Origin of the sequence: Haemophilus paracuniculus (assembly GCF_002015115.1) — a bacterium.
GTDB classification, from domain to species: Bacteria; Pseudomonadota; Gammaproteobacteria; order Enterobacterales; family Pasteurellaceae; genus Haemophilus_E; species Haemophilus_E paracuniculus.
Map to the genome: position 1 here is coordinate 160,347 of NZ_MUYA01000004.1, position 12,590 is coordinate 172,936.

Here is a 12,590-nt window from a genome sequence, read left to right on the forward strand (position 1 = left end):
GTTAAATTTTCCGATGACGTACAATGTTATTTGTGATTTTTAAAATACTTGCATTGAATAGTTTTATAGCAAGTAAATAGAAAATAGAACCTAATAATATATAGGCTATAATTTCATATAGCTTGTTATTGAATGATATAATTGCTGATCTTTGTATGAAATAACAACTACTATACATAATTAAGCTTGAAAAGAAATATTTGTGAAATTCGGAAAAAACAAATCCTAGCTTAAAAAATCTATTTGTGTATATTATCTGAATAATAGTTATTGATAGTTCTCCTAAAAGAACTGAATAGCTCGCTCCGATAGCTCCATATTGAGGAATAAGGTATAAAGAACATAATCCAGAAATAATTATGGCAATAGATAAAGAAATAGTAATTCCCATTGGTTTATTAATTGCAATAAGTAATTGATTTCCTATAACTGAAGATATTCCCATTAGTATTAACTGAAATGAAAGTATGTTGATTACTAAATCTATACCATCAAACTTGTCGCCAAAAAATAAAATTGAAAATGGTTTACTAATTAATAATAATCCTAGAGCAGCTGGAAACGATACTAAATTAACCAAATCAAAAGTTAATTTTAGGTATTTTCTTACATTATCAAGATCATTTATATGATAGCTATACGCAACCCTAGGAAATATAACAGCACCAATAGCAAATATAAATGTCATTACTATTCTAATAAATTTATCAGCATTATCAAAGAATCCTATTTGGCTTAATGTTGATTGATCCTCTAATATTATTCTATTTAGAGCCATATAAGTTGATGACATTAATTGAGAAAGAAAAATAGCAATTAATGAACTGATATGTTCAAGTAAGTTAATTTCCGATAATTTAGGAAACTTCACATATTTACTCAAATATGGCCATAATGAAATGTTACCTAGAAAAGTAGATATTGCTAGTATAAAAATATATAAACTTAGGTCTTGTTCATTTTTTACTAATAAAAAAATCAATATACAAGAAGATAATTTTACAAAAATATTTCTTAATACTGATTTTTTAAACTCTTCTAAGCCTATGAAAAACCAAGATATATCCAACGAAACCGAAATGATGGATATGGCTTGTATAATAAAGTATTCATAGTAATTAGACTTAAAATTATTAATAAAAATAAAGAATAATATTAGTGATAAAATTGATGAAAATAATTTTATTATAACAATTTCCCCAAACTTCTTATTCAACATTTTAGGATCATTTTTGTAGTATGCAATGGTTCTATTACCATAAATGGATATACCTAAACTAGCTAACAACGTAAAATATGTTGATATAGAAGATGTGTAAGATACTATTCCTAATGATTCTGCCCCTAAAATACGAGATACATATGGAATAGTTATAAATGGAACAAGAATTCCAATAATTTGATTACTAAAACTATAAATATAATTAATTAGAATTTTCAAAAGTTATTCTTCCATTTTTAATATTTTATCTAGATTTCTTACCTGATTTTTCCAAGATATATTATTAATATCTACAACAGCTTGAGTTGCTAATTGAGATCTTAAATCGTCATTTTCTATTAGTATTATGATATTATTAGCTAATGCACTAGAATCATCAACTGGGGATAGTAGAGAATTTTTATTATGAGTTGCATATTCAAATACTCCACCATAATCAGTTGAGGCTAGAGCACAACCACAAGCCATACTTTCAGCTCCGGTTAACCCAAATCCTTCATTACGACTTGCACAGATAAATATTGCACATTTGTTATAGAGCTCAAGAAGTTGATCTGAATTTGCATGTTTAGTATAAGTTATCCAACTAGGCAATTCATTGGGATATTCAAATGCTCCAAACATATTTAAATGAATATTAGGGTATTTTTCTTTAACTTTTTCTAAAGCAGAAAAGGCAATATCAACTCCCTTATGTTCACTAGTATGGTATAACAGACCCAATTCTAATTTATCTCTCTTTTCTGGGGATATTTTAGGATAGAATTTATCTGTATCGATAGGATTAGATAAGACTATTGCATTTTCCTTAGATTTTGTTAGTACCATATCTTTTAGCCAATTTGAAATAACAATATTCTTCATTCCCAACTTATATGTTGAGATTACATGTTCATCAGAAAAACTCCAATTCTCGAAGCCTTGTATTAAATAAAATTTTTTTCCTTTATTATTTGGTAATTGAGAAACAACTTCAGCTGTTTCAACAGCTGTTGCAAAAATAATATCAGACTCAGGAAAATCTCTGCTATCTAAATATGGGGTAGCAATTTTTTTTATTTTAGGATCTAGTGTAAACCAATTGGGGTATTTATTTAGAAAAAATGAGCTGATTCTTTTATTTATCCATTTTGATTTAATATACTTTTTATAATGATTATTTGTTAGGAATACTATGGATACAACATGTCCATTTTCTGTTAATCTATTAGCATATTCAAAGACGATTTTAAATCCTCCACATGCTCTTTTCATCATTGATGGTAAACAAAATGTAATTTTCATTAATATTCCTCACTTTGCCACGACATAATTAAATTTTTAAACATTAATTCTGTATTTGTTGTTGCCTTCCAACCTAATTTTTCTAATTTCTCAGTTTTTAATTTTATTTTAACAACTGGGTTATAGCCAAGTGATTGACTATCTTTTAACTCAATAACAACTTTAACAGAATTTGTAGGATCTAATTTAGCAACCATTTCTGCCATCTTCTTGATAGAAATCATTGTATTTTCGTTGGCTACATTATAAGCATTACTAATATTTCCTTTAAGTAAAATATATAGTAATGCTGAAACAGCATCTTTGGTATAACAGTAATTACGTTCTGTCTCGCCAGTTGTATGTAAAACAATATCTTTTTTCTCAATCATTGAACGAGCAAACTGGGCAAAAACACGATTATCATTGTAATCAACACCAGGACCAAATGTTTGAGCTAAGCGAGCAATTTTTACTGGAATATTAAATTGGCTTGAGTAGGAAATACATAAACATTCCGCCATTCTTTTGCCTTCGGAATAACTACTACGCACATTGGTAAAGTCAATGTATCCAAAATCTTTTTCAAATACATCTTTTTTATCCACTGTTCCGTATACTTCCAAAGATGATAAATAAACGAATGATTTCACCTCTTTCTCTTTGGCAAGATTTAATAAATTTTTAGTTCCTTGCAAAGAAATTTCAATGGTATCTACTGGTTTTTTTACAAAATCGGATGAAGAGGTAATACTTGCACCGTGAATAATATAGTCGATATTCTGAGTAATAGTTGGTAAAGCTAATACATCCCCATTTATTAGTTCTAGCCCATTTAATGCTGTATATTTACCAAATAATGATTTGGCTTTTTCTAAATTCCTAATTAAAGCTAATACTTGGATATTAAGTTGATACCTTTTGTTTGCTTCTAAAATAGAGTAAACAAGATGTGATCCAATTAAACCCGTAGCACCTGTAATAAGTATTGTAGAATTTGCTAAACTATTAAGTAACTCGTCATTTTCAATAAGAAATGAATTAACGTCAGCTTCGATATATTTGTTCATAATATTATCCTAGGATTTGTGCATTTTCTCTTAATTCTGAGATAGCTCGGAAGATATAAAAATCAGATGGGGTCGTAATCTTAATATTTTCACTGCTACCCATTATAGTATAGAGTTGTTTGCCATAGTAACGCATTAACGTAGCAGAATCTGTAAAATCAAATAAATTTTCTTTTTGAGCATTTAAATGAGTTTGATAGATATCTTTAAGAAAAAAGCCCTGTGGGGCAACAGCAGTTTGGCAACTATCTCTATCAATAACATTAGTAATACTGTTATTATCATTTACTTGAATTACCGTTTCGATAACGGGTTTTACGGTAATAGCATTACCATTTTGTTTAATGCAATCAATATTATTTGAAATCGTTAATTCATTGATAAGAGGGCGGACACCATCGTGAATCAATACAATATCCTGATCGGATTCTTTTATATCATTTAAAGCATTTAATCCATTAAAAATGGACATTTGTCCTGTTTTTCCACCAGGTACGATTTTACTTACTTTTTTAATGTGGAATTTCTCTAAAAGCTCTTGAAGATAATCAATCCACTCTTCAATGCAAACTACAACAATATTATCTATTTTAGGGTGAGATTCAAAATGTTCTAATGTGTAGATGATAATCGGCTTTCCGTGTAATTCTAAAAATTGTTTAGGTTTAGTTGAACTCTTCATTCGAGAGCCTGTTCCGCCAGCAAAAATTACTGCGTTAATCATAATTCATTCCTCATTTATCTTGTTTAGAATTAAACGTTTTCTGCAATATGATCAATTAACTTCGTTGCAGAAAATTCATTGTTATAGCAATAATCAACAATAGTCTTATCTTGAATCCAGTCAAGATCTATTTGGTCTAAATTATCAATAATCACCATATTTTTCTCATTAAAAAATGGTAAATTGACAATATTCTTATTTGTGGTAATCAATTTTTTATTGTAAATAATCGCCTCTTGGTATCTTAATGAATTACCAGATTGTTTATGTTGCAATAATTCTAATATTACATTAGATTTTAGAATGTTACTTACGTTTTCAATGTAAGGAATATAATCAGAGTATATCCCTAATTTTCTAAAACTATCTTCTTCGGTTTGATTATCTGGCAAAACTTTAATGTTAAGTTTAAGCTGTTTATGATATTTTTCATAAAACTTTGCTAATTCACTACCTCGACCTTTACTTCTTCCTAGAAAATACAGATCATAGTCATTTTCACTAATTCCCTCATTCTTTAAATTCTGTTTTGCAATAGGTTGAACAAAATAAGTAAACTGATATTTTTTACAATCTTCATTATCAAAACTATAAATACGAGTAAGTATATTATATTGGAATAAGTATTGTCTTACTTCATATCCTCGATAAGTATTAACAGAATCAAGCATATAGAGATAAAAATCAATATTATACTGTTTTTTTAGATTTCTAAGATATTCAATATTATATTTAACAATAGATGTATTAATAAATATGATATGATACTTAACATCTTTACTGAAATTTATCGTAGATAAAGATAACGTCTTGTCCCATATTCCTCGTAATGGTAGTTCAACTTTCTTATTAATTTTAGTCGCCAGATGAATCTTTCTAAAATTATCAAGTAAAGATGAAATAGGATTTAATGGTTTTTCAAGATAAATAACTCTTTCATCAAATTTTAAATCACCAAAAACAAGAGGGGCTTCTGGTCCACCTGACATTACCATTATGTATTGTATTTTCATATAATACTCTTAATTTATACCTATTAGACTATTATTTTCTATAATAGTCTGAAAAACAGCTTCTGCAAAAGGAATATCATTACTTGCTCTGAAATAGTATTGAAAGAATATATATCCAAATATAGTCGCTGAAAATAGAATTGATAATAAAATTTTCTTTATTTGATTAACGCTATTAGTTGCTAAAATATTGAAATACAGTATATAAGAAAGTAAGTATCCTAATCGTGAGTATCTCTCAAATTCATTACTAAATAAAATGGCTATACTACTGAGTAATAAAATTAATATAGCAACATTAGCAAGAGTATTATCATATTTTGATATGGCACCATCTTTTATTAGCGTATATTTTAGGCTGGCAATAAGGATAATACTTGCCATTCCAATTGAAATTGTACGTATAACTTTATTTAATGTAATGTAATTATTTTCTGTATAGCTATCTAGTTTTCCTACTGATATTGTATTGATTAGATCAACTAAAAAAGGTGAGATAGCGATAAGTAATATAAAAGCTAAAATCCCTAGGATTAATATATAAACTCTATTTCTAATAAAGAAAATAAGCAAAATACCAAAGAATATAGAACTTAAATGTAAAGAGGTTGCTAAGACAATCGCAGTAATAAATTTAGCTATATTTTTGAAATTTCTTTCAGTTAAATATTGTAGGGCATAAACAATAATAAGCAGAGCTAAGAAAGATCTTAACTGGATGATGTTGATAAATAGAGGATAGAGTAAAATTAAACTCAGTACTGCATTTGGATAGGCACTATATTTATTGACAATTTTAAGTAGAAGTAATGCTGTAACCCCAAAATAGACAATTAAAAAATCTGCATAAGTTAATCCAAATGAATTTCCTAAATTAACTAATGCAACATAGCCAAAATCTGTGATCCAACCACCATAAGTTCCATTCCCAATGGCATTATACATATTCTGATAATTTTCAAAATCAGCGTTATATGTATTGAATGCCATTAGAATGAAAATATAACTAATGAGCAAGTATTTTACTAGGCAATTTCTCTTAAATATAAAACCTAAGAAAAACATAGCCCAAAACAATAAATAAATCATTTTAACAATATCTATTTAGTTTTTACTTTTTCAAAATAGACCACAGAATGTGTGTATTTTTTTTCAGGAATCTGCATATAAGTATTTCCATATAGCATTGTGAGATAATCTTCTATTTTATGAAATACTTTAACAGATAATTTATCAAATGGTTGCATTCTCAATGGAAGAACAATATCCCGTGAGATAATTTCGCCTAAGTAATGTTTAGATCCCATAGCACTTGTTATAAATTTGCTGTTTTGATCATCATTCTTCACAAAATTATCAATAATATCAAACCATTGTGAATGGGATCTGAATGAAAAAATTTTCCCAATCAGCGTTCTAATTTGATAATTAATTTTTCCTTTTTGAGAAGAATAAAACATCTCTTTGGTTGTTGGATCATTCTTTTCAACAATACCCACACAAGACGCAATTAACATTAGAGCATCAGATGTTACACCTTTTATTGTTCGAATAAATTTATTATCATTTACCGAATCATAAGGGAATATATCTAAGAATACCATTTGCCATTCAGGGCTACTACCGTTATGGATAGTCTTTAAAATGGTATTTTTATGATATAGCTGTAAGAATCTATTCGGATTATTTTGAGAATAATTCGGTGCTTTCAAAATATATTTTTGAGAAAGTGCAGAATTTTCAAATAATGAAATAAACTTACTATAATCAGAACGCAACATTCCTAAATCAATATCATCATCCCAAGGAATGAATCCATTATGTCTAATTGCACCGAGGGATGTACCACCAACAGCAAAAATATCTAATTGGTGCTGATCGCAAAATTGAATAACATCTTCATACATTTCCAGTAATGTTGCTTGTAGGTCTTTTAAATTCACATCATTACTTGGTATAGCATTCGTAAATTGAAGTGCCGTATTTTTGATTGAAAACCATTTTTTTAGCATATTCTAGCCCAATTACGATTTTTTATTAAAGATAATATGTTTAGCTAAAATAAATACTGAGGATAATAATAATCCGAAAACAAAACCAAGCAATAGAATTAACGCTCTTTTCGGTTTATCCTTAGATACAGGATAATCTGGCGAGGATAAGTATCTAAATGTACTCGTTTTTGCTGTTTCCAATTTCTTAAAGAGAGGTAATAATTCTCTTAATTGCTCTTGTATTTGATAATATCTTGGTGGATAAATAACCTTATCTTTATTTACCACATCAATTTGTGCTTTTAGATATTTCTCACCTAACATAAAGAGATATGAACCATCACTTAATTTCGAATCAGATAATGGAATTTTTGCATCACTAATCGCAAGAGCTTGATTGATATCATTATTTCCTAATGTTTTAGAATACTCTTTGATACCAGCTTTCTCTGCGATGTTGTAAGCTTTGTCTAAATTCTCTAATTGTACTGTTTTTGCAATGGATAGATCTTTTTCTAACATTGCTTTTTCATATTCTAAATCTTTGATTTTTTCTTGAAATCCAATTGTGAAATTTTGTTTTTCAGCTTGGTAAGTTTTGTTGTCGATAAATTGGATAAATTGTTCTAATGTACTTCTTGCCTCTTGAGCTGTTGTAGCAGAGAAAGATATTTTATATCCAATCATATCATCTTCTTTTTTAGGATCTGGTTTAGTAATCACTAAGTCTTTATTGATCATATCAGCCAGAATTGAACGTTGTTTTTTTTCATCAACATTTTCAATTTCTTTCTTATAGAAAGCAGAATTTTTAAAAAATTCTTCTCTCTCGTCTAGTGAGTTGGCGAGTTGATTAAAGTTTAGAAAGAAACCATTAATTAATGATAAATAATCTAATTCAGTATTGGTAATACGAGCATATTCTTGTCTAATTTCATAATAATTCCCGAGATCGACCAACTTAGGACGAATAATTTCAGCCGTTGAAGTCCAACGCTCTTTGGCTGTAAAAGCATAAATTCCTGCAAGCAGAGTAAATACAATAGTAAACAGCCCTATCCATAACTTTTTAGACCAAAGTAGTTGGGCTAATTCGATTAGATCAAGCTCAGATGCCTTGCCATTTGAAGATTGCGTATGTAAGTCTTTATTCATTTTAATAGCCTAAATAAGGGGGAAAGATCTTTGTTGCATTCTACTTGAATCCATTTAGCAAGTAAAACAAAAACCGAGAGAGGGAAGCCTTAAATTTTGTTTCTTTTAATAAGAGGTAGTTCTTGCCCCCGCCATAACCTTTGTATGTTGTCGTGGTGGCGATAGATGAGTAGGCAACATACCAATGCAACAGGAAAGGTAAATTCAGGTTTAAACCACCAAACAAAGGCTGGCAGGATGAGTGAAACCACTACCGCACTTAACGATGAGTAGCCAAAAATTAGAAATATCGAAAGCCAAACTAACACCGCAAGCCCTGCAATTTCATAGCCGAATGGAATAATTGTGCCAAAAGCTGTTGCCACGCCTTTTCCGCCTCTGAATTTGAAGAAAATAGGGAAAATATGCCCTAAACAGCTGGCAAGGGCTATCAAGCCGATTGCCGTTGGCGATAATTCAAGTTTGAATGCGATTGCCACGGGCAACATTCCTTTTAAAATATCGGCAAGTAACACGCCCAACGCAGACAGTTTTCCGCCGATGCGTAACACATTGGTCGCCCCTGGATTTTTCGAGCCTTCGGTGCGAGGGTCAGGCAAGCCCGCTAACTTACAAAAGAGAATTGCACTAGAAATTGAGCCTAATAAATAAGCGAAAACAATCATAAAATAGGCAATTACACTCATAATTTGTCCTGTATCAGTAAAATCTTGTGCTATTCTAGCCGAATATGAGCGAAAAAAATATAATTAAAGGAAAACCTATGAGCGACAAAGTTTTTATCCACGAATTAACCGCTTTTGCTTCGATTGGGGCTTATGAGTGGGAACACACTATCAAGCAACGTCTTATGTTTAACATTGAAATGGCGTGGGATTTCAGCCAAGCGGTCGCCACCGATGATGTACAATACTGCTTAAATTATGCGGAAATTTCCGAAAAAGTGTTGAAATTTGTCGAATCTCAACCCTTCAAATTAGTGGAAACGGTGGCTCATCAGGTGGCTGAAAAATTACAACAAGAGTACCAACTCAAATGGTTACGCATCGAATTACACAAACCGAAAGCCGTTGCACAAGCGACTAGCGTTGGTGTGATCGTGGAACGGGGATCATTATAAAAACATCAAAAAAGGGGGAAAAATGCCAAATCTTGCCGCCATTTCGCAACGTTTACACAATGTTGTGCAAACGCAAAATAATCCAGTAACCACCCACTTGTTCGAGCAACTTGAAAAGCAACAATTCAAAGGGCAATTCTCGTCTGATTTTATTGCTGAATGTCAGCAAGAGTTTGGATTATCGACTATCGAACTTGCCCTACACTGCGTGCCGTTGTCTGCTTGCTACGCCTATGTTCCCGTTTCAGAATTTTATGTTGGGGCTGTGGCAATTGGGCAATCTGGCACATTCTATTTTGGGGCGAACCAAGAGTATTCTGCGGTTGCCATTCAACAAACGGTACACGCCGAACAGAGTGCCATTTCCCACGCGTGGTTGGCTGGCGAAACAGCCATTACCGATATGGTGGTGAATACCACCCCGTGTGGACATTGCCGTCAATTTATGAATGAACTCAACACCGCCGAAAATTTGCAGATTCATCTGCCACACAGCCAAAATAATTTATTGCATAGCTATCTGCCCGATTCTTTCGGCCCGAAAAATTTGGCGATTGAAAAGGTATTGTTCGATCCACAAAATCACCCCGTTACCGTGCGAGGCGATCTTCTCACCCAAACCGCCATTCAACAAGCGGCACAATCCTATGCCCCATATAGCGGTGCGATCAGTGCGGTGGCAATCCAAGTGGGCGAGCAAATTCTCGCAGGGCGTTATGCTGAAAATGCTGCCTTTAACCCAAGTTTCTTACCGCTACAATCTGCGATCAACTATCAGCGATTACTAGGATTGAGTGATCAAAAAGTCAGCCGAGTTGTTTTTGCCGAACGAAAAGGCAAATCCAGCCATCTAGCGATTACCCAAGCATTGTGTCGAAGCCATTTCGGCTTAGAACTGGAAGTCATTGAAATTTAAATAAAAATCCCTTGAAATTCATTTCAAGGGATTTACAAGGGGTAGGATTAGCCAAAATTTCTGAGAATCCTACCCCTTGTTGGCTTTCCATTCCCCATTCACCGCCGTGCCGATCACTTCAAATTGATGATTGAAGGCGGTGAGGTTGGCGATTTTGCCGACTTCGATTGAGCCAAGTTTGTCGCTCACCCCAATCGCTCGGGCTGGGTAGAGGTTGCACATTCTTAGCACTTCATCGAGCGGCACATCGGTGTGTTGCGCCATATTGCGGACGGATTCGATCATTGTGATCGCTGCCCCACCGAGAGAGCCGTTTTCGTCAAAGCATTTGCCGTCTTTCACAAACACTTTTTTGCCGACAAAAATAAAGGATTCCATTTTCGTGCCAGCAGGGGCAACCGCATCCGTTACGATAATCAATTTGTCGCCTTTCACTTTTTTGGCGATCCGCACATTGCCCCATTCAACGTGTAAACCGTCTACGATAATGCCCGTATAAATATCACTATCTAGCACCGCCCCGACTACGCCTCCGTCTCGCCCCGAGCTGACGGGCGACATTGCATTATGTAAGTGAGTGGCGAAGTTGATCCCCTCGGCGATCCGCTGTTTGGCTTGGGCGTAAGTGGCGTTGGAATGTCCGATTGAGACGATAATCCCCGCCTCACGGAAACGGGGAATATAATCCGCCGTTGGATTTTCTGCCGCCAAGGTGATTTTGCTGATCACGTCGCTATTTTGGCAAAGAAAATCGATCATCTCACCGCTTGCAGTGCGGATATATTCAGGGCGGTGAACACCTTTCTTGGCAATGCTCAAATAAGGGCCTTCCAAGTGCAAGCCGAGGGCTTGATTTTGGTATTTGGCGAGGTATTCACGCATTACCGCCACCGCTTGCTTCATTCCCTCATCGGGGGCGGTGATAAAGGTAGGCAAATAGCTAGTCGTGCCTGATTTAAGGTTGGTTTCCTGCATTATTTCAAGGGTGCGGACGGTAGTTTCCTCATTGAACATCACGCCACCGCAACCGTTGAGTTGCAAATCAATAAAACCTGCGGTGAGATTTGCCCCTTGCAAATCAATACGAGGCAAATCGTCCGCTAAATTTTGCTCGGAAACCACCGCTTCTATTTTGTCGTTTTTGACGATCACGGCGTGCTGATAAAGCACCTGCGACCCCGTGTAAATCACGCCATTGGTGAGTGCGTAATGGTTCATTTTATCCTCTCTTAACGAGCGACATTTTGCTCTAACTGTTTGAAATATTTGACGGTTTTAACTTTGAGTTCTTGGGTAGCAGGCTCATCGCACACCACAATCGCACGGCGGTGCAACTGCAAGGCACTGATCGTCCACAAATGATTGACCGCCCCCTCAACGCAAGCCTGCAACGCCAACGCCTTATTATGCCCCGTAACCAAAATCATCACTTCTTCCGCATCAAGCAAAGTCCCCACCCCAACCGTTAGGGCAAATTTCGGCACTTGATTGACATCATTATTGAAAAAGCGAGAGTTCGCAATCAGTGTATCTTCGGTCAAGGTTTTAATGCGAGTGCGAGAACTTAAAGACGAAGCTGGCTCATTGAAGGCAATATGCCCATCCACCCCAACACCGCCCATAAACAGATGAATTTTACCGTAAGCACGGATTTTATCCTCATAACGCTGACATTCCGCTTCCACATCGTCCGCCATTCCGTTTAGCAAATTGATATTTTGCGGTTGAATATCCACGTGATCAAAGAAATTTTGGTGCATAAAAGTGTGGTAGCTTTCTGGGTGTTCTTTTGGCAAGCCGACATATTCGTCCATATTGAACGTAACCACGTTTTTAAAGCTCACTTCCCCTGCTTGATAGAGTTTTATTAACGCTTGATAGGTTTTTTGTGGCGTGCCGCCCGTTGGCAAACCTAGCACAAACGGCTTATCGGCAGTCGGTTGGAAAGCATTGATTCGATCAACAATATGACGAGCCGCCCAATGGCTCACGTCTTCGGCAGTATTTAATGGTACTAAACGCATAGTGTTCCCCTTTTAGATAGTTTATTGTTAGATAATTTGATAACCTTACTTCAATCCAAAAGATTATAATGAAGTTTTACTATGTTTTG

General features: G+C 33.9%; 13 protein-coding genes. 2 read left to right on the forward strand and 11 right to left on the reverse strand.

Features of this window, described 5'->3' with window-relative positions; translation table 11 throughout:
- Nucleotide 1: 1 nt before the first annotated feature.
- The 9 genes from B0187_RS03375 to plsY form a co-directional block, all read right to left on the reverse strand.
- Nucleotides 2-1,441: an oligosaccharide flippase family protein gene (locus B0187_RS03375; RefSeq protein ID WP_078236446.1), complete on the reverse strand. Its 1,440-nt coding sequence runs from the start codon at nucleotides 1,439-1,441 to the stop codon at nucleotides 2-4.
- A gap of 3 nt (nucleotides 1,442-1,444) precedes the next feature.
- Nucleotides 1,445-2,506, reverse strand: a complete 1,062-nt coding sequence (locus tag B0187_RS03380) for a glycosyltransferase family 4 protein (RefSeq protein ID WP_078236447.1) — start codon at nucleotides 2,504-2,506, stop codon at nucleotides 1,445-1,447.
- Nucleotides 2,506-3,555 carry an NAD-dependent epimerase/dehydratase family protein gene (locus B0187_RS03385; RefSeq protein ID WP_078236448.1) on the reverse strand — a complete coding sequence of 350 codons (1,050 nt, stop codon included), beginning with the start codon at nucleotides 3,553-3,555 and terminating at the stop codon, nucleotides 2,506-2,508. The genes B0187_RS03380 and B0187_RS03385 overlap by 1 nt, the downstream gene beginning before the upstream one ends.
- Before the next feature lie 4 nt (nucleotides 3,556-3,559).
- Nucleotides 3,560-4,279 carry a 2-C-methyl-D-erythritol 4-phosphate cytidylyltransferase gene (gene ispD, locus B0187_RS03390; RefSeq protein WP_078236449.1) on the reverse strand — a complete coding sequence of 240 codons (720 nt, stop codon included), beginning with the start codon at nucleotides 4,277-4,279 and terminating at the stop codon, nucleotides 3,560-3,562.
- 29 nt (nucleotides 4,280-4,308) lie between these two features.
- Entirely contained in the window at nucleotides 4,309-5,268 is a 960-nt protein-coding gene (locus tag B0187_RS03395) for a WaaS/CpsH family glycosyltransferase (RefSeq protein ID WP_143413757.1), read from the reverse strand.
- 33 nt (nucleotides 5,269-5,301) lie between these two features.
- Nucleotides 5,302-6,381, reverse strand: a complete 1,080-nt coding sequence (locus B0187_RS03400; protein ID WP_078236451.1) for an EpsG family protein — start codon at nucleotides 6,379-6,381, stop codon at nucleotides 5,302-5,304.
- 11 nt (nucleotides 6,382-6,392) lie between these two features.
- Nucleotides 6,393-7,304: a LicD family protein gene (locus B0187_RS03405; protein WP_078236452.1), complete on the reverse strand. Its 912-nt coding sequence runs from the start codon at nucleotides 7,302-7,304 to the stop codon at nucleotides 6,393-6,395.
- A 12-nt stretch (nucleotides 7,305-7,316) separates the two neighbouring features.
- Nucleotides 7,317-8,441 carry an LPS O-antigen chain length determinant protein WzzB gene (locus tag B0187_RS03410; protein WP_078236453.1) on the reverse strand — a complete coding sequence of 375 codons (1,125 nt, stop codon included), beginning with the start codon at nucleotides 8,439-8,441 and terminating at the stop codon, nucleotides 7,317-7,319.
- 89 nt (nucleotides 8,442-8,530) lie between these two features.
- Nucleotides 8,531-9,127 (reverse strand): glycerol-3-phosphate 1-O-acyltransferase PlsY, encoded by a 597-nt coding sequence (gene plsY, locus B0187_RS03415; RefSeq protein ID WP_078236454.1) that lies wholly within the window; start codon nucleotides 9,125-9,127, stop codon nucleotides 8,531-8,533.
- A 77-nt stretch (nucleotides 9,128-9,204) separates the two neighbouring features.
- On the opposite strand from plsY, the gene folB reads away from it, so the two are divergent.
- Entirely contained in the window at nucleotides 9,205-9,561 is a 357-nt protein-coding gene (folB, locus tag B0187_RS03420; RefSeq protein ID WP_078236455.1) for a dihydroneopterin aldolase, read from the forward strand.
- Nucleotides 9,562-9,583: 22 nt separating this feature from the next.
- Nucleotides 9,584-10,477 (forward strand): cytidine deaminase, encoded by an 894-nt coding sequence (cdd, locus tag B0187_RS03425; protein WP_078236456.1) that lies wholly within the window; start codon nucleotides 9,584-9,586, stop codon nucleotides 10,475-10,477.
- Between the two features lie 69 nt (nucleotides 10,478-10,546).
- Here the strand turns inward: cdd and nagA are convergent, their stop codons facing one another.
- A complete protein-coding gene (gene nagA, locus B0187_RS03430; protein WP_078236457.1) occupies nucleotides 10,547-11,695 on the reverse strand; it encodes an N-acetylglucosamine-6-phosphate deacetylase in 1,149 nt (382 codons plus the stop codon).
- A gap of 11 nt (nucleotides 11,696-11,706) precedes the next feature.
- Nucleotides 11,707-12,501 (reverse strand): glucosamine-6-phosphate deaminase, encoded by a 795-nt coding sequence (gene nagB / locus B0187_RS03435; protein WP_078236458.1) that lies wholly within the window; start codon nucleotides 12,499-12,501, stop codon nucleotides 11,707-11,709.
- Nucleotides 12,502-12,590: the final 89 nt, after the last annotated feature.